General features: G+C 73.1%; 16 protein-coding genes. 9 read left to right on the top strand and 7 right to left on the bottom strand.

The annotated features are described in order from the left end of the window. The first annotated feature begins 201 nt into the window (after positions 1-201). Positions 202-438 (top strand): DUF397 domain-containing protein, encoded by a 237-nt coding sequence (locus tag ACIQGZ_RS22090; RefSeq protein ID WP_402604265.1) that lies wholly within the window; start codon positions 202-204, stop codon positions 436-438. Between the two features lie 139 nt (positions 439-577). Here the strand turns inward: ACIQGZ_RS22090 and ACIQGZ_RS22085 are convergent, their stop codons facing one another. After that, the gene (locus ACIQGZ_RS22085) at positions 578-1,144 is read right to left on the bottom strand and encodes an ATP-binding protein (protein ID WP_402604263.1); all 567 of its coding nucleotides are present in this window, start codon (positions 1,142-1,144) and stop codon (positions 578-580) included. A 351-nt stretch (positions 1,145-1,495) separates the two neighbouring features. Here ACIQGZ_RS22085 and ACIQGZ_RS22080 point away from each other — a divergent pair, with 351 nt between their 5' ends. Beyond that, positions 1,496-2,362 (top strand): helix-turn-helix domain-containing protein, encoded by an 867-nt coding sequence (locus tag ACIQGZ_RS22080; protein ID WP_402604260.1) that lies wholly within the window; start codon positions 1,496-1,498, stop codon positions 2,360-2,362. Between the two features lie 22 nt (positions 2,363-2,384). Here the strand turns inward: ACIQGZ_RS22080 and ACIQGZ_RS22075 are convergent, their stop codons facing one another. From ACIQGZ_RS22075 to ACIQGZ_RS22060, 4 genes are all read right to left on the bottom strand, one after another. Continuing rightward, a complete protein-coding gene (locus ACIQGZ_RS22075) occupies positions 2,385-3,020 on the bottom strand; it encodes a TetR/AcrR family transcriptional regulator (RefSeq protein WP_402604258.1) in 636 nt (211 codons plus the stop codon). 162 nt (positions 3,021-3,182) lie between these two features. Further along, positions 3,183-4,097, bottom strand: a complete 915-nt coding sequence (locus ACIQGZ_RS22070; RefSeq protein ID WP_402604256.1) for a DMT family transporter — start codon at positions 4,095-4,097, stop codon at positions 3,183-3,185. 519 nt (positions 4,098-4,616) lie between these two features. Next, positions 4,617-5,567: a M56 family metallopeptidase gene (locus ACIQGZ_RS22065; protein ID WP_402604253.1), complete on the bottom strand. Its 951-nt coding sequence runs from the start codon at positions 5,565-5,567 to the stop codon at positions 4,617-4,619. A gap of 133 nt (positions 5,568-5,700) precedes the next feature. Continuing rightward, positions 5,701-6,366, bottom strand: a complete 666-nt coding sequence (locus ACIQGZ_RS22060) for a DUF5134 domain-containing protein (RefSeq protein WP_402604251.1) — start codon at positions 6,364-6,366, stop codon at positions 5,701-5,703. Positions 6,367-6,601: 235 nt separating this feature from the next. On the opposite strand from ACIQGZ_RS22060, the gene ACIQGZ_RS22055 reads away from it, so the two are divergent. Next, positions 6,602-7,147: a GNAT family N-acetyltransferase gene (locus tag ACIQGZ_RS22055; RefSeq protein ID WP_402604249.1), complete on the top strand. Its 546-nt coding sequence runs from the start codon at positions 6,602-6,604 to the stop codon at positions 7,145-7,147. A 6-nt stretch (positions 7,148-7,153) separates the two neighbouring features. On the opposite strand, the gene ACIQGZ_RS22050 is transcribed toward ACIQGZ_RS22055, so the two are convergent. Then, entirely contained in the window at positions 7,154-8,236 is a 1,083-nt protein-coding gene (locus ACIQGZ_RS22050; RefSeq protein WP_402604247.1) for a cation diffusion facilitator family transporter, read from the bottom strand. A gap of 185 nt (positions 8,237-8,421) precedes the next feature. Between ACIQGZ_RS22050 and efeO the strand changes: the two genes are divergently transcribed. From efeO to ACIQGZ_RS22020, 6 genes are all read left to right on the top strand, one after another. After that, positions 8,422-9,555, top strand: coding sequence for an iron uptake system protein EfeO (efeO, locus tag ACIQGZ_RS22045; RefSeq protein ID WP_402604244.1), 1,134 nt, complete (start codon positions 8,422-8,424; stop codon positions 9,553-9,555). 121 nt (positions 9,556-9,676) lie between these two features. Continuing rightward, complete coding sequence (gene efeB, locus ACIQGZ_RS22040) at positions 9,677-10,960, top strand: iron uptake transporter deferrochelatase/peroxidase subunit (protein ID WP_402604243.1); 1,284 nt, start codon at positions 9,677-9,679, stop codon at positions 10,958-10,960. Between the two features lie 57 nt (positions 10,961-11,017). Then, a complete protein-coding gene (gene efeU, locus ACIQGZ_RS22035; RefSeq protein WP_402604241.1) occupies positions 11,018-11,875 on the top strand; it encodes an iron uptake transporter permease EfeU in 858 nt (285 codons plus the stop codon). Between the two features lie 190 nt (positions 11,876-12,065). Beyond that, on the top strand, positions 12,066-13,460 hold the full coding sequence (locus ACIQGZ_RS22030; RefSeq protein ID WP_402604239.1) for a DUF6421 family protein: 1,395 nt from the start codon (positions 12,066-12,068) through the stop codon (positions 13,458-13,460). Then, the gene (locus ACIQGZ_RS22025; protein ID WP_402604237.1) at positions 13,457-14,200 is read left to right on the top strand and encodes an SDR family NAD(P)-dependent oxidoreductase; all 744 of its coding nucleotides are present in this window, start codon (positions 13,457-13,459) and stop codon (positions 14,198-14,200) included. Before ACIQGZ_RS22030 ends, ACIQGZ_RS22025 begins: the two co-directional genes overlap by 4 nt. Beyond that, entirely contained in the window at positions 14,197-15,279 is a 1,083-nt protein-coding gene (locus ACIQGZ_RS22020; RefSeq protein WP_402604439.1) for a threonine aldolase family protein, read from the top strand. The genes ACIQGZ_RS22025 and ACIQGZ_RS22020 overlap by 4 nt, the downstream gene beginning before the upstream one ends. A 75-nt stretch (positions 15,280-15,354) precedes the next feature. Here ACIQGZ_RS22020 and ACIQGZ_RS22015 read toward each other — a convergent pair whose 3' ends face one another. Beyond that, positions 15,355-16,134, bottom strand: a complete 780-nt coding sequence (locus ACIQGZ_RS22015) for a lysophospholipid acyltransferase family protein (protein WP_402604234.1) — start codon at positions 16,132-16,134, stop codon at positions 15,355-15,357. Positions 16,135-16,308 lie beyond the last annotated feature (174 nt).

Genomic DNA, 16,308 nt, shown 5'->3' with positions numbered 1-16,308 from the left:
CAGTAAGCGGACCATCACCTGACGTGCGGTGTTGTGCACAAGCAAGTGCCTGTGCGGATGCACGTGCACAGCCGCTATCATCACATGCAGTGAGGCGGATACCAGGTCTTTCGCGGGTGGACGGAGCCTGTCGGCCGCACGACGACTGAGACGCCGAGCAGTACGGCAGTACGCGCAGTACTCGCATTCCGGGAGTTTTCTATGCGCCACACATATAACGGCATGGCGGCCGCGGAGATCCGCGGCGTGGTCTGGCAGAAGAGCCAACACAGCAACTCGCAGGGCAACTGCGTGGAGTTGGCGAAACTGCCGGGCGGCGACGTCGCTGTGCGTAACTCCCGGTTCCCCGACGGGCCGGCGCTGATCTATACGCGGGCGGAGATCGAGGCGCTGCTGCTCGGGGCCAAGGGCGGGGAGTTCGACCACTTGGTCCAGTGAGGGCTGGTCCAGTGACGCTGGTCCATTGAAGACCGTCGGCCGGGTCGGTGGATGCCACCGGTCCGGCCGACGGCAGTACAGCGGTCAGGGGCCGCCACCGGACGTCCGGTGGCGGCCCCTCTCGCTGCGGCCGCCGTGCTCAGGCCCGGCGGTGTCTGCCGCCGCCGTTGTCGGAGAGCGTGGTCGGGTGGGCCTCGAAGAGGGCCCAGACCACCTTCCCCGCGCCGGCCAACGGATGCCAGCCCCATGAGCGGCTGAAGGAGTCGACCAGGTGCAGCCCCCGGCCGGACTCGGCTATGTAGTCCGCGTCCCGGGTCACCGGGCCGGTGCTGCTCGGGTCGCTCACCGCGCACACCACCTGCGGCGCGCGGTGCACCAGACTGATCCGGATCGGCAGCTGCTCACCGGCCCCGAGGTGACCCTGCTGCGGGATGCGCGTGTCGCACTCTCCGGCTCTGAGCTTGAGCGCGTGCCGGAGGGCGTTGGTCACCAGCTCGGACGCCACCAGTGCGACATCGTCGAAGAGTTCACCGAGGCCCCAGCGGTGGAGCGAGTTCCGAGTGAAGTCACGGGCATCCTTCACCGCTTCATAGCGGGGGATGAGCGTGCACGTGACCACGTCCGGGTCGGCCTTGAGTGCCGGGCCGGCGCCCATGAACAGCTCCTCCCATAAAGGGGTGGACACAGCGGAACCCGCCGGGGTCATGCGGGACACCTCCGACTCGGTCGGTCGGGGCGTCCGCGCGCGTTACCGTCGCCGCCAGGCGCGCGGCGGCGTGCCCTGGCCGGTGAGCGGTGTCTCGCGTGGAGGTGACGCGGTCCCCGCAGATTGCCAGTGGGTGTGCATGTGCACGTGCACCATGCTCCTCTCTGCCAACCGCAGATGCAAGGGCCGATTCACGTGCAGGTGTACGAATGGCATATGCGTGGGGCGTATGCACGTGCATCTGGGCCTGCATGCGCAACAATCTGATGATCCCTCTACCGCTGGCGGCACCGTTCGCAGCCAGGTAGTGGCAGACTGTGCGCTGTTTTCGTCGGGTGGAGGTTAGACCGCATGACCACAGTTCAGCCGGGGGGCGGCTCGATGGTGCGCCGGATCCTCCTCGGTTCCCAGCTGCGCAGACTCCGCGAGGCCAAGGGCATCACCCGCGAAGACGCGGGATACACGATCCGGGCCTCCGAGTCCAAGATCAGCCGCATGGAGCTGGGGCGCGTCAGCTTCAAGGAGCGCGACGTGGCCGATCTCCTCAGCCTGTACGGCGTCGACGACGAGTCCGAGCGCGAGGCACTGCTCGGACTGGTCCGCGAGGCCAACAAGTCCGGCTGGTGGCACAGCTTCAACGACGTGCTGCCCGGCTGGTTCCAGACCTATGTCGGGCTGGAGGAGGCCGCAGCGCTGATCCGCACCTATGAGTTGCAGTTCGTGCCCGGCCTGCTGCAGAGCGAGGAGTACGCCCGCTCCGTCTTCAGCCTCGCCCGCCCTGCCATCGGCGAGGAGGAGATCGAGCGCCGGGTCGGCCTGCGGATGCGCCGGCAGAAGCTGCTGACCTCCGAGAACTCCCCCCGGCTGTGGGCCGTCATCGACGAGGCGGCGCTGCGCCGCCCGGTCGGCGGCCCCCAGGTGATGCGCGGCCAGGTCCAGCACCTGATCGAGATCGCCGAGCGGCCCAATGTGGTGGTCCAGGTGATGCCGTTCCGCTTCGGCTGCCACGCGGCCGAGAGCGGCGCCTTCACCATCCTGCGCTTCCCGGAGCAGGACCTGGCCGACGTCGTCTACCTGGAGCAGCTCACCAGCGCCCTGTACCTGGACAAACGCGATGACGTGGACTCCTACATCCAGGTCATGGAGCGGCTCTGCGTCGACAGCCTGACGCCGGAGCAGACGGTGGACCTGCTCAACTCGATCCTCAAGGAGGACTGACCGCCGCGCGAACGGCGTGGGCTCAGCCCCGGTCGGCAGCGGGCCGGCCGGACGGTTGCGGCTGCGGCGGTGCGCCCAGGTGCCAGGCCAGCCCGTAGCGGGCGAACAGATCGGCCCGGATCGGCACCAGCGGCGTCTCCGCCCCTGGGAGCAGTACGCCCATGCAGCCGCCCATCAGCGAGGCGCGCAGCACCGCGTGGTCGGCCTCCGGGGCGGTCGAACCCCGTGCCAGCAGCACCCCCTGTAGCAGCGCGCCCAGCCGGCGCTGCTCCGGGTCCTGCACGAAACCGCCCGCGTCCGGGTCGAGGATGAGCGCCAGGTGGGACCGCATCAGCCGGGGATGCGCCAGTGCGAAGCCCAGGATCGAGTCCACCGCGCAGGCCAGCCGCGCGTCCGGTGCGGCGTCGTCGGGCAGCCGGTCCAGCTCGGCCGCCAGGTGCAGATGCATCTCGCGGTGCACCGCCGACTGGAGCAGCAGGCGCTTGCCGCTGAAGTAGTACGACACCAGGCCCCGGGCGATTCCGGCGTGCCGCGCGATGTCGGCCAGCGTGGTCCCGGCGTATCCCTGCCCGTCGACGAGCTCGGCGGTCGCCTTCATGATGCGCTCGCGGGAGCGCTGGCGCATCGCCTCATTGACCGAGGCCCGCCGAGGTGACATGGTGCTCCATACGTTGGTTGGCTCCCGGCCAGTATACTGGGGCCGCCGCCGACGGCTGCGGGCCGATGGGGCCGTTCCTGGAGTGCCCACATCGCCCCGCACAAGGGCCCGCTCACCGACACGGGGGATCGGTGAGCGGGCCTTCGCCGTCCCCGGTGCCCGCTACCGCCCGCCGACCGCCCGCTCCAGCGGGTCCTGCGGCGGCGCCGCGTCCCCCGCCACCTCGCCGCAGGTGTCCGGCATCGCCGGGTGGCGGCCGATCACCACCACGCCGAGCACGATGCAGAGCAGGCCCACCCCCTCCCACGCCATCGCCGTCGTCGTCAGCCGCAGCCGGTCGCCCAGGAAGCCCACACCGCAGGCGATCCCGGCCAGGGGCTGAGCGGCCGTCAGGGCGGGCAGTGACATCTTCAGCGGCGCCGCCCCGAAGGCGCTCTGCACCAGGATCAGCCCCGCGACGCCGATCGCGAGCACCGCGTACGGTTCCCAGCCGCGCAGCGCCGCCGCCAGCCCGCCCGCCCCGATCCGCTGGGCGGTGGTCCGGGTGAGGGCGTCCTGCACCCCGTACAGCAGCCCCGCCGCCAGCGCCAGCGGGGTCGCCTCCCGGAGCAGCGGCAGCCGCCGGGCCGTCGCCACCAGCAGCAGCGCCAGCCCCGCCACCACGCCCAGCACCAGCCAGTGCCGCAGCGGGTCGGCCCCCGGCCCGCCGCCGCGCGGCCGGCCCGCCACGATGAACACCGCCACCCCGGCCGCCAGCAGCAGCACCCCGCCCCAGCCGGACCGGCCCAGGCACTGACGGGTCAGCACCCGGGCCAGGCCCATGGCGAAGAGCAGATTGGTCGCCAGCAGCGGTTCGACCAGCGAGACCTCGCCCCGGTCCAGGGCCAGGGCGCTGAGCACCTGGCCGCCGATCATGAACGCGATGCCGAGCAGCCACTCCGCGTCCCGGATCAGACCCAGCAGCAGCCGCCAGGAGAGGAAGTCGGCGCGCGGCGCCCGTTGGGCGGCGTGCTGCTGGAGGACGAAGCCCAGCCCCAGGCAGCAGGCGGCGCTGACACCGAGTACGAAGACGACCACGGACGAATCACCCGCACAATCGCCTGCCCCGGACCGCCGCCGGGCACTCCCGGCCCCGCCGGGGTGCGGCAGGAGGACACTTCCCGGCAGCGTAACCCGCCCACCGCCCCCGGCCCCGCTGCGCGCCCCGGCAGGGGCGCGGGGAGCTGCGCGAGCGACCGTGCACCCACGTGGTGCGCCGAACGCACGCGCGACCACCCACCTGGCTGCGTGGCGTGGCGTCAGCGGCGAGGTCCGCCCCGGCAGGGGCGCGGGGAACTGCGCGAGCGACCGTGCACTCCCGTGGTGCGCCGAACGCACGCGCGACCACCCACCTGGCTGCGTGGCGTGGCGTCAGCGGCGAGGCTCGCCCCGGCAGGGGCGCGGGGAACTGCGCGAGCGACCGTGCACTCCCGTGGTGCGCCGAACGCACGCGCGACCACCCACCCTGGTGCGTGACGCGGCGCGCAGCTCCCCGCGCCCCTGGGCGGTGCATGGCCGGTCGACCGTCCGAGGGTGCCTACCCGGGTGGGGGCGGGGTCAGAGGAGGGCGTGGAGGCCCGGGGCGAGGGTGAGGAGGACGGGGACGGTGAGGGCGGTGAGGGCGGCGGCGGTGAGCCGTACGCGGTGGCCGACCGACAGCCGGGGCTCGCCGGCCAGCAGCCGGTCCACCCGCCGCGGCACCTCGGCCAACTGCGCCGGGCACCCGCCGAAGACCCCGCGCGACGAGTTCAGCTCCACCAGGGCCAGCGCCGTGGCCAGCCGCCCGTGCCGCCGGGACGCCACGTCGTCCGCCGCCAGCTCCACCAGCCGCCCGACCTGGTCGCGGAACGCCCCGAACACCGCCACCCCGGGGAAGCCCGCCGCCAGCGCCTGGGCACCCTGGAGCAGCCAGTGGTGCCGGGCCCGGACGTGGCCCCGCTCGTGGTCCAGCACCGCCGCCAGCTCCCGGTCGCTCAGCCGCCGCAGCGCCCCGGTGGTCACCACCAGCCGGGCCGAGGGGCCGGGCAGTGACCACGCCTCGGGCCGCAGGTTCTCCAGTACCACCAGCCGCTCCCGCCGGGACGGCTCACTCACCCCGGCCGCCGGGGGCAGCTCCGGGGCCAGCAGGGCGAGTTCGGCCTGGCGGCGGCTGCGGGCCGCCCGCGCGACCCGGACCTCCCGGGCCAGTGCCACGGCGGTGTGCAGACCCCCGTACGCGAGCAGCAGGGCCAGCAGCGCGCCCCAGCGCTCGCTGCCGGGGAAGCCGTAGGCGGCCACCACCGGGCCCGGTGCCATGGCGAAGAGCAGGTCCCGTACCGAGGGGAGCGCGGCGGAGGCGGCCAGTGCCAGCCCCAGCGTGCAGCAGAGCAGCACCGAGGCGACCAGGCACTGCCAGACGCCGAGCGCCAGCACCGGTTCGCGCTCCGGCCAGCCGGCCCGTGCCAGCAGCCGGGGCATCACGGTGGACAGCAGGACACAGAGCAGCAGCAGGCCGAGCAGGGCTGTCATGGCAGCGGGCTCCCGTGGGACGGTCGGCGCGCGACAGTGCACGCGATTCCAACCTAGGGGCCGGGCGACCCCCGTGGAACGGGTTCCGGAAAGGCGTGACCAACGCCACGGACCGCCCGCCGCGCCCGGCGGCTCAGCCCATCAGCAGCATGGCGAACATCCCCAGCCCCATCACCAGCCGGCACGCCTGCGGCAGTCCCGGCACCCGCAGCGGAGCCCAGCCGCCACCGCCCCCGACGGCCAGCGCCACCGGGCCGCCCGGCGGCCGCAGCAGCCGGCTGCCCGTCCACAGCGCGTGGCCGCCGAAGTAGACCAGCAGCAGCCCGGTGAGCAGCGGTCCTTCGGCCGTCCCCGCCATGTCGGCCATCCCCAGCTCCCCGGCCATCCCCGGGCCGGCCGGGTGCCCTCCGCCGCCCGCCATCGCCAGCGCCATGTAGACCATCGCGCCCGCCCCGACCGCGTGGTGCAGCCGGTGCGCCCGCCGCCGGGCGTCGCCGCCGCGCAGCGCGGCCAGCGCGAACCAGGCCCCGGTGCCGCCGAAGACCACCGCCCAGGCGGCCACCGGGACGCCGCCGGCCTCCGCGAGCGGCACGGCCATCACGGCCATGCCCAGACCCATCAGCGCTTCGGCGGCGTCCGACTCCCGGGCCGCCGCGCCTCGGGGGGCGCCTGCGGCGGATTCCGCGCCCCCCGCGCACCCTGACCGCGGTGCGGGTGCGCACAGCAGGGCCAGGCAGTAGAGGCCCGCGGCGCCCGTGAGCGCCGCGAGCAACCAGCCGAGAAGAGGAGCTCCGTGCATCGGCTTCCCCTCCGGCCGGTGCGGGTCATCGCCCTCCTACGTTCCACCGGTCGACCCCGCCCTGAGCAGGGCGCGCAGGGGGGCGCACGGGGGTACCGCAGGGCGGGTCAGGCGCTGGGTCCGGCGCTGGGTGCGGAGCCCGCCGCCCGGGTAGCCTCGACCGGGCCGCCCGACGGCCGCAGCAGTTCGGCCGACATCCGTCCGGCCGACCCCGCAGAGAGGATTTCCGGAGCCGATGGAGATCACCGACCCCCACCCGCCGCTGACCTTCCGCACCGCCGACCTGGGCGATGTGCCCGCCGTGGTGGAGCTGGTGGAGTCCGCGTACCGGGGCGAGTCCAGCCGGGGCGGCTGGACCACCGAGGCGCATCTGCTGGAGGGGCAGCGCACCGACGCGCAGGCCGTGGCGGAGGTGGTCACGGCGGCGGGCAGCCGCCTGGTGGCCGTGGAGCGCGGTGGCGAGCTGCTGGCCTGCTGCCAGTTGGAGCGGCGCGGGGCGAGCGCCTACTTCGGGATGTTCTCGGTGCGTCCGGAGCAGCAGGGCGGCGGGGTCGGCCGGGCGGTGCTCGCGGAGGCGGAGCGGATCGCCCGCGAGGAGTGGGGCTGCACCGGGATGGAGCTGACGGTGATCAGGCAGCGGGCGGACCTGATCGCCTGGTACGAGCGGCGCGGCTACCGGCGCACCGGCGAGACGCTGCCGTTCCCGTACGAGGACGAGCGGTTCGGTGTGCCGCTGCGGCCGGACCTGTGCTTCGAGCGGTTGGTCAAGCCGCTCGGCTGAGCGGCCTCAGCCTTCCGGCGCACCGGGGGAGTCGGGCGGCCGGGCCGCCCGCTCCCGTTCGGCCCGCTCCCGTTCGGCCCCGTCCAGTTCGGCCCGGTGGCGCTCGGCGCGCCGCCGGGCCTCCCGGTCGGCGTCCGCGATGTCCAGGAACACCTGGTCGAACTGCGGGCACTGCTCGTGCAGCTCCCGCTTGATGCGCCCGGACACCTCTTCCAGGTCCTCGCTGTCCAGCCCCCGGTAGAGGTCGACCCGGGCGGCCAGCAGCGCCGAGTCCATGCCGAGCCGCATGGTCAGCAGCTGGCCGACGGTGTCGATCTCCGCCTGCCGGGACAGGAAGCGGTACGCCTCCCGCTGGAGCGCCGGGTCGGCGGCCTGCCCGACCAGCAGGTCCTTGGCGTCCCGGCCCAGCCGGTAGGCGACGTACATCAGCAGCAGCGCGATGGCCAGCGAGGCGACCCCCTCCCAGCCGGGCCGGCCGGTGGCCTGGTGCAGCCACACCCCGGCGATGGCCAGCAGCACGCCCAGCACGGCGGTGGAGTCCTCGGCCACCACGGTGCGCACCGTCGGGTCGTCGCCCTCCCGCAGCTGGCGGCCGAAGCTGCGGCCCAGCCGCCGGGCCTGGCGGTACACCTGGCGGGCCGCCCGCAGCAGCGAGCTGCCCTCGGCCGCCAGCGCCACCAGCAGCACGACATACACCACCGGGTACGCCTCGGTGTTCGCGCCGCCGGGGCCGAGCAGGGTGTGCAGGCCCTGATAGAAGGAGAAGCAGCCGCCGGTGACGAAGATGCCGACGGCGGCGAGCATCGACCAGAAGTAGCGCTCCTTGCCGTAGCCGAACGGGTGGCGGGCGTCCGGGCGGCGCCGGCTGCGGCTGAGCGAGGCCAGCAGGAAGACCTCGTTGAGGCTGTCGGCCACCGAGTGGGCGGCCTCGGAGAGCAGGGCGGGGGAGGCGGCGACCACTCCGCCGACCACCTTGGCGGCCGCGATCACCACATTGGCCAGCAGGGCGACCAGCACCGTCCCCCGGGTCTCGCCGTCCCCGGAGTGCTTGGCGGCCCGCTGGGGGTCTTGTCGTGGGTCGTCCGGCACGGGCCGGAGCCTGCCCGGCGGCCGGGGTCGTATACCTGCCTTCGGTCCGCAGCGCCTCGGTTCGGCGGGAAGGGTGGCAAGAATCACGCACCTGGGGTAATCCAGTCAGGTAAGCCTCATATAACTTAGGAGCGCCTATCTTCCGCCGTACGGCGGAAGTCCCCCGTACTCGACCTGGAGTCCGCATGCCTGCCCGCCGCCTCACCGCAGTGTCTCTGCTCTCGCTCGCAGTGCTCTGCACCACCGTCGCGGGGTGCGCGGAGAAGTCGGCGTCCGGCTCCGCCGACGACGCGGTCAAGATCGAGGCGGGCGACAGCTCCTGCGAGGTGTCGACCAAGGAGTTCCCGGCCGGCTCGGTGGACCTGGCGATCCACAACAAGGGCTCCCGGGTCACCGAGGTGTACGTCTACGCCCCGGGCGACCGCATCGTCACCGAGCGGGAGAACATCGGTCCCGGCACCAAGGCCACCATCACCGCGCAGATCAAGGCCGGCAGCTATGAGATCGCCTGCAAGCCGGGGATGAAGGGCGACGGCATCCGCCAGAAGATCACCGTCACCGGCAAGGGCGCCCCGGCGGCGGGCGACCCCCGGCTGGACGACGCGGTGGCCCAGTACCGCAAGTACGCCCAGGAGCAGGCCGACCTGACCATCCCGGCGGTGCAGAAGTTCGCCGACGCGATCAAGGCCGGGGACCTGGCGCAGGCCAAGGCGCTGTTCGCCCCGTCCCGGGTCGGCTGGGAGCGTACCGAGCCGGTTGCGGAGAGCTTCGGTGACATCGACCCCAAGACCGACACCCGCGCGGACGGCCTGGAGGACGGCCAGAAGTGGACCGGCTGGCACCGGCTGGAGAAGTCGCTCTGGCAGGACAAGAAGATCGGCCCCGAGGAGAAGGCCCTCGCGGACGAGCTGGTCACCGACCTCAAGGACTGGCAGGCCCGGGTCGGCAAGGCCGAGATCAACGCCACCAGCATGGCCAATGGCGCCAAGGAGCTGCTGGACGAGGTCGCCACCGGCAAGGTCACCGGTGAGGAGGACCGCTACAGCCACACCGACCTCTCCGACTTCAAGGCCAACGTGGACGGCGCCCAGCAGGCGTACGAGCTGCTCAAGCCGGTCGCCGCCGAGAAGGACGCCGCGCTGACCCAGACCCTGGACCGGGAGTTCGCCGCGATCCAGACGCTGCTCGCCAAGTACCGCAAGGGCGACGACTACGTCTCGTACGACAAGGTGACCCCGGCCGAGCGCAAGACCTTCTCCGACGCGGTGAACGCGCTGGCCGAGCCGCTCTCCAAGCTCGCCGCCGCCGTCGCCCGCTGACCGGACCAGATCCGACCGGACCAGATCCGACCGGACCAGATCCGACCGGACCAGACCGGCGCAGGCCGGGCCCGCCCCGGCGCCGGAAGCGCGCCGCCGACCACAGAGAGGGCTCCGCCCCATGGACGCACCGCAGGCACCCGCCACCGAGGACCGCAAGGGTGCCGCAGGTCCGGTCAGCCGCCGTGCCGTGATCGGCTGGGCGGGCGCGGGGGTGGCGCTGGGCGCCGCCGGGGTCGGCTCGGTGGCCGCCGCCGCCAGGCGCGAAGGCGGCGGGTCGGCGGCGGTGGACTCCGGCAGCGCCGTCCCCTTCTACGGGGAGCACCAGGCGGGGATCGCCACCCCGGTCCAGGACCGGCTGCACTTCGCGGCGTTCGACGTCACCACCGGCGACCGGGCGGCGCTGGTGGCGATGCTCAAGGAGTGGACCAGGGCGGCCGCCGCGATGACCGGCGGCCGCGAGGTCGGCGGCGGCGCGGTCGACGGCCTGCCCGAGGCGCCGCCGGACGACACCGGCGAGGCGCTGGGGCTGCCCGCCTCCCGGCTGACCCTCACCATCGGCTTCGGCCCGACGCTCTTCGAGCGGGACGGCGAGGACCGGTTCGGCATCCGGGCCAAGCGCCCGGCCGCGCTGATCGACCTGCCGCGCTTCCCCGGCGACAAGCTGGACCCGGCCCGCAGCGGCGGCGACCTCTGCGTGCAGGCGTGCGCCGACGACCCGCAGGTGGCGGTGCACGCCATCCGCAACCTGGCCCGGATCGGGATGGGTACGGTCTCGGTCCGCTGGTCTCAGCTGGGCTTCGGCAAGACCTCTTCCACCACGCCCGACGCCCAGACGCCGCGCAATCTGATGGGCTTCAAGGACGGTACCGACAACATCGCCGGCACCGACGCCAAGGCGCTGGCCGACCACGTCTGGGCGGCGCCCGGCGACGGCCCGGAGTGGATGACCGGCGGCTCGTACCTGGTGGCCCGCCGCATCCGGATGCACATTGAGACCTGGGACCGCGCCGCGCTGAAGGAGCAGGAGGACGTCTTCGGCCGCACCAAGGGCGAGGGCGCCCCGTACGGCAGGCAGCACGAGCGGGACACCCCCGACCTCAAGGCGATGCCGGTCGACGCCCATGTGCGGCTCGCCCACCCGGACAGCAACGGCGGCCTGCACATCCTGCGCCGGGGCTTCTCCTTCACCGACGGCACGGACGGCCTCGGCCGGCTGGACGCCGGGCTGTTCTTCCTGGCCTACCAGCGCGACACCCGCAAGGGCTTCATCCCGCTCCAGCAGCGGCTGGCGGCGCACGACGCCCTGAACGAGTACATCCAGCACGTCGGTTCGGCGCACTTCGCCTGTCCGCAGGGCGTCCGCAAGTCCGGCGAATGGTGGGGCCAGGGCCTCTTCGGCTGACCCGCGCACCCCCTCCCGATCCACCCGCACCACCCACCACCCCCTCAGGAGCCAGCAGTGTTCGGCAACTACCTGATCGGCCTGCGCGAGGGCCTTGAGGCCAGCCTGGTCGTCTGCATCCTGATCGCCTACCTGGTCAAGACCGGCCGCCGCGACCGGCTGACCCCCGTCTGGCTGGGCGTCGCCGCCGCCGTGGTGCTCAGCATGGCCTTCGGCGCGGCGCTCCAGTTCGGCTCCTCCGCGCTGACCTTCAAGGCGCAGGAGGCGCTGGGCGGCAGCCTGTCGGTCATCGCGGTCGGCCTGGTGACCTGGATGGTCTTCTGGATGCGGCGCACCGCCCGCCACCTCAAGGCCGAACTGCACGGCAAGCTGGACGCGGCGCTGGCCATGGGCACCCTGGCGCTGGTGGTCACCGCGTTCCTGGCGGTGGGCCGCGAGGGGCTGGAGACGGCGCTGTTCATCTGGACAGCGGTGCAGGCCACCGGTGACGGGGCGCAGCCGCTGATCGGCGCGGTGCTGGGTCTGCTGACGGCGGTGGTGCTGGGCTGGCTGTTCTACCGGGGCGCGGTCCGGATCAACCTGGCGAAGTTCTTCACCTGGACCGGCGCGATGCTGGTTGTGGTGGCGGCGGGCGTGCTGGCGTACGGCTTCCACGACCTCCAGGAGGCCGGTTGGCTGCCCGGCCTGTCGAACGTCCTCTTCGACATCAGCTCCACCATTCCGGCGGACAGCTGGTACGGCACGCTGCTGAAGGGCGTGTTCAACTTCCAGCCGGACCCGACGGCGCTTCAGGTGGCGATGTGGGCGCTGTACCTGGTGCCGACCATGGTCCTCTTCCTGCGCCGGCCCGCCGCCCAGGCCCCGGCCGCTCCGGCCGCCGAGCCCGCCGCTGCGGCGGACGCCGCCCAGCACTGATCCGGTCACCGAGCCGGTACCGAGCCGGTACCGAGCCGACCTTCCCGGCCCCGCGCGCTCCGGTCGCGCGGGGCCGTTTTCCGCCGAGCTTGCTGTCATGTGCATGGCGTGGTGGCTCTCGCCTTGAACAGGAGAAGCTTCGGGCATATCGTTTGGATGCTCCAGTTCTTACGTCATAGGTGGGGAAGAGATGAAGAATCTTTCGCCGAAGCTCGCTCTGATCGACGACCCGGCCTGGCGTCAGCTCAAGGACGCCGTCGAGTCGCTGCGCCCGTTCCAGGCCAAGGACGGCTCGATCGACCTCACCGGTGCCGACCCCGAGCGCCCGGCCGTCGACCGCGCCACCGTCGACGCCCTGCTAGACCGGGTGCTGGGCGCCCTCGGTGACCTCGCCCCGCGCTTCCCGCATGACGCGCAGTACCTGGAGGCGGTCGGCAAGGACCTGCGCCGCTGGTCCGACGGCGGCTACGGCGTCCCCGACTTCCTGGACTCGCTGCTCGCCTTCCGCCCCGCCGACCAGCGGGTGGACGGGCTGGAGCACCTGGTGCTGTTCCCGATGTACACCCAGAACGGCAACCCGAACCGCAACCTCGAAGCGGTCCTGCTGCGCGTGGTCTGGCCCGACTGGCTGGCCGAGCTGGAGCGCACCCGGTTCGACAACCCGATGTTCGTACCGATCACCTTCACCGACTTCACCGCCGGGTACGACACCAACTCCGCGGTGCTCTTCCCCGAGACCGTCGCGGTGCGCGAAGCCCCGGAGCGCTTCACCTGGGGCGGCATCTTCTGCGACCGCGAGGCCGCCCGCTTCCGCGCCGTCACCGGCTCCGCCGTCGAGCTGCTCGGCCTGGACATCCCCGAGGACGCCGCCCGGCTGGTCGCGGACCAGCAGCTCGCCCAGCAGACCTTCGTGCTCTGGGACCTGGTCCACGACCGCACCCACAGCCACGGCGACCTGCCGTTCGACCCGTTCATGATCAAACAGCGCAGCCCGTTCTGGATGTACGGCCTGGAGGAGCTGCGCTGCGACCTCACCGCCTTCAAGGAGGCCGTCCGGCTGGAGGCCGAGGGCTACGAGCAGGGCCGACTGGTCCAGTACGCGGTCCTCTTCGACCGGCTGTTCCGCTTCCCGGTCAGCGGCGACCGCGTCCGCAACTACGACGGCCTCGGCGGCCAACTGCTCTTCGCGTACCTGCACAAGCACGACGCGCTGCGCTGGACCGACAACCGGCTGCGGATCGACTGGGACCGGGTCGCGGAGGTCACCAACGCGCTCTGCGCCGAGATCGAGACCCTCTACCGCGACGGCATCGACCGGCCCAAGACCGCCCACTGGATCGCCGCCTACCAGCTGGTCGCCCGCTACCTCACCCCGCACCCCGCCTCCACCTGGGCCAAGGGCCCCGACGCCCTCCCGTTCGGCCGACTGGACGGCAAGGCCCTCAACAAGGCACTCTGCGACGCCGTACTACCCGACGAGTTCCCGCTCTCGATGTTCTACGAGGCCCTGGCCAAGAAGCTGCGCGACGTGATCGCGGCCACCCGGGGCATCACCGGAACCGACCGCCAGGAGGCCGCCGCATGACCGCACTCGCAGGGAAGGTCGTCGCCGTCGCCGGAGCCACCGGCCCGGCCGGGCGCGCCGCGCTGCGCCGCCTCGCGGCCGGCGGCGCCACCGTCGTCGCCGCCGGCACCGACCCCGCCCGGCTGGACTCCGCGCTGGACGCGGTCCGCGCCGCCGTACCCGGTGCCCGAGCCAGCGGCCAGATCGTCGACCTGCTCGACCCGCAGGCCGCCCACGACTGGGCCGACCACATCGAGGCCGAGCACGGCGGCGTCGACGGACTGCTGCACCTGGTCGGCGGCTGGCGCGGCGGCAAGCGGTTCGGCGACACCGACCTGGACGACTGGGACTACCTGCACGACCGGGTGGTGCGCACCCTTCAGCACGCCACCCTCGCCTTCCAGCCCGCCCTGCTGCGCAGCCCGGCCGGCCGCTTCGCGATGGTCTCGGCCACCGCCGCCCACCGGCCCACCGCGGGCGGAGCCGCGTACGCTGCCGCCAAGGCCGCCGGCGAGGCATGGACCCTCTCGCTGGCCGACTCCTTCGCCAAGGAGGTGCCCGAGGACGGCGCCGCGCCCACCGCCGCCGCCGCGATCCTGGTCATCAAGGCACTGGTGACGCCGGACATGCGCCACCGGCAGCCCGACCGCGCCTTCCCGGGCTTCACCGACACCGCCGACCTCGCCGACACCCTCGCGGGCCTCTGGGACCGGCCCGCAGCCGAACTGAATGGACAGCACCTGTGGCTGACGCCGCGATGACCGAACCCTTCCCGACCGAGACCGACGCGGTCCGGCGCCACGACCCCGCCGTGCGCGGCTTCGCCAGCGACAACTACGCGGGCGTGCACCCGGAGATCCTGGCCGCGCTGGCACTGGCCAACGGCGGCCACCAGGTCGCCTACGGCGGGGACGACTACACCGCCCACCTCCAGGACGTCTTCCGCCGCCACTTCGGCGACCGCGCGCAGGCGTACCCGGTCTTCAACGGCACCGGCGCCAACGTGGTCGCCCTCCAGGCGCTGCTGCCCCGCTGGGGCGCCGTCATCGCCGCCGAGAGCGCCCACATCAACGTCGACGAGTGCGGCGCCCCCGAGAAGATCGCGGGCATCAAGCTACTCACCGTCCCCACCCCCGACGGCAAGCTCACCCCCGAGCTGATCGACCGCCAGGCGTGGGGCTGGGGCGACGAGCACCGCGCCCAGCCGCTCGCCGTCTCGCTCACCCAGAGCACCGAACTCGGCACCTGCTACACCGCCGAGGAGATCCGGGCCATCTGCGACCACGCCCATGAGCGCGGCATGCTGGTCCATGTGGACGGCTCCCGGCTGGCCAACGCCGCCGCCACCCTGGGGCTGCCGCTGCGCGCCTTCACCACCGACGCGGGCGTGGACGTGCTCTCCTTCGGCGGCACCAAGAACGGCCTGCTGCTCGGTGAGGCCGTCGTGGTGCTCAACCCCGAGCGGGTGCGCGACCTGGCGTACCTGCGCAAGATGTCCATGCAGCTCGCCTCCAAGATGCGCTTTGTCTCCGCGCAGTTCGAGGCGCTGCTGGCCGGCGACCTGTGGCTGCGCAACGCCTCCCACGCCAACGCCATGGCCCGCCGGCTGGAGGCCGCGGTGCGCGGCATCGACGGGGTGGAGGTGGTCCGCCCGGTGCAGGCCAACGCGGTCTTCGCGCTGCTGCCCCGCGAGGTCAGCGAGCGGCTCCAGAAGCGCTACCGCTTCTACTTCTGGGACGAGCACACCGGCGAGGTCCGCTGGATGGCCGCCTTCGACACCACCGAGGACGACATCGACGCCTTCGCCGCCGCCGTCGCCGAGGAGATGGGCCGGCAGTAGGCCCCGCCGCCCCCGCAGCCGTCCGGCCCGTGTCCGCCCCTCATGGACACGGGCCGGACCCGTCACCGCCCGGGGTCAGCCGCCCGGCTGGCGGGCGTCGCGGCGGGCGGCGCGCTCCTGGGACTCCTTCTCGTCCTCGGCCTCGGCGGCTTCCAGGGTGGGCGCGGTGCCGCCGAGCTGGGCGGGGAGCCACCAGGTGTCGTCGGGCCCGGCGGGCTGGTCGGGGTAGTCGCGCTGGGCGTGGTCCAGCAGGTCAGCCATGGCCTGGCGCAGCCGCCGGGTGACCATCACCGGCCGGTCCTCGGGGGTGAGCCGGATCGGCTCGCCGATCTTGATGGTGACCGGGGTGTGGCGGCGGGTCAGGTTCTTGGGGCGGCCCTTGGTCCACAGCCGCTGGGTGCCCCAGAGGATGACCGGCAGCAGCGGGACGTCGGCGTCGGCGGCCATCCGGGCGGCGCCGGTCTTGAACTTCTTCAGGGTGAAGGAGCGGCTGATGGTCGCCTCCGGGAAGACCCCCACCACCTCGCCCGCGCGCAGCGCGCGCACCGCCGCGTCATAGGCGGGCTGACCGTCCGTCCGGTCCACCGGGATGTGCCGCATGCCGCGCATCAGCGGGCCGGACACCTTGTGCCGGAAGACGTCGTCCTTGGCCATGAACCGGGTGTGGCGCCGGGCCGACTTCCAGGCGCCGAGGCCGGCGAAGAGGAAGTCCAGATAGCTGATGTGATTGCTGACCAGCACCGCGCCGCCCCGCCGAGGCACGTGGTGGGCGCCCTCCACCTCGATGCGCATGTCCAGTGCGCGGAAGGCGGCGAGAGCGGTCCCGATCACGGGCGGGTACACGAACTCAGGCACGGTCAGCCCTACTTCCCACGGGCGCTTCGCCCGATCCGGCGGTACCCGCGGCTCGGGGGCGGCCGACCGGAGGCGCGGCTCGACCCGGTGACGGCGGGTGGTACAGCGATGATGGTCCCCCGAACCGGCGGGCCGTGTCATCTGTGCGGCGCCTCGCCGGGCGAGATTGTCATC

The organism is Streptomyces sp. NPDC092296, from assembly GCF_044755465.1.
Taxonomy (GTDB): domain Bacteria; phylum Actinomycetota; class Actinomycetes; order Streptomycetales; family Streptomycetaceae; genus Peterkaempfera.
The sequence above is the reverse complement of the archived record's forward strand: the minus strand, read 5'-3'. Positions and strand labels throughout refer to the sequence as shown.

What these genes read in the sequence shown, in the direction of transcription:
- efeB (WP_402604243.1), top strand. Translation starts at nt 9,677, where the DNA reads ATGGACGCACCGCAGGCACCCGCCACCGAGGACCGCAAGGGTGCCGCA.
- ACIQGZ_RS22080 (WP_402604260.1), top strand. Translation starts at nt 1,496, where the DNA reads ATGACCACAGTTCAGCCGGGGGGCGGCTCGATGGTGCGCCGGATCCTC.
- ACIQGZ_RS22060 (WP_402604251.1), bottom strand. Translation starts at nt 6,366, where the DNA reads ATGCACGGAGCTCCTCTTCTCGGCTGGTTGCTCGCGGCGCTCACGGGC.
- efeO (WP_402604244.1), top strand. Translation starts at nt 8,422, where the DNA reads ATGCCTGCCCGCCGCCTCACCGCAGTGTCTCTGCTCTCGCTCGCAGTG.
- ACIQGZ_RS22030 (WP_402604239.1), top strand. Translation starts at nt 12,066, where the DNA reads ATGAAGAATCTTTCGCCGAAGCTCGCTCTGATCGACGACCCGGCCTGG.
- ACIQGZ_RS22090 (WP_402604265.1), top strand. Translation starts at nt 202, where the DNA reads ATGCGCCACACATATAACGGCATGGCGGCCGCGGAGATCCGCGGCGTG.
- ACIQGZ_RS22085 (WP_402604263.1), bottom strand. Translation starts at nt 1,144, where the DNA reads ATGACCCCGGCGGGTTCCGCTGTGTCCACCCCTTTATGGGAGGAGCTG.
- ACIQGZ_RS22075 (WP_402604258.1), bottom strand. Translation starts at nt 3,020, where the DNA reads ATGTCACCTCGGCGGGCCTCGGTCAATGAGGCGATGCGCCAGCGCTCC.
- ACIQGZ_RS22055 (WP_402604249.1), top strand. Translation starts at nt 6,602, where the DNA reads ATGGAGATCACCGACCCCCACCCGCCGCTGACCTTCCGCACCGCCGAC.
- ACIQGZ_RS22025 (WP_402604237.1), top strand. Translation starts at nt 13,457, where the DNA reads ATGACCGCACTCGCAGGGAAGGTCGTCGCCGTCGCCGGAGCCACCGGC.
- ACIQGZ_RS22020 (WP_402604439.1), top strand. Translation starts at nt 14,197, where the DNA reads ATGACCGAACCCTTCCCGACCGAGACCGACGCGGTCCGGCGCCACGAC.
- ACIQGZ_RS22065 (WP_402604253.1), bottom strand. Translation starts at nt 5,567, where the DNA reads ATGACAGCCCTGCTCGGCCTGCTGCTGCTCTGTGTCCTGCTGTCCACC.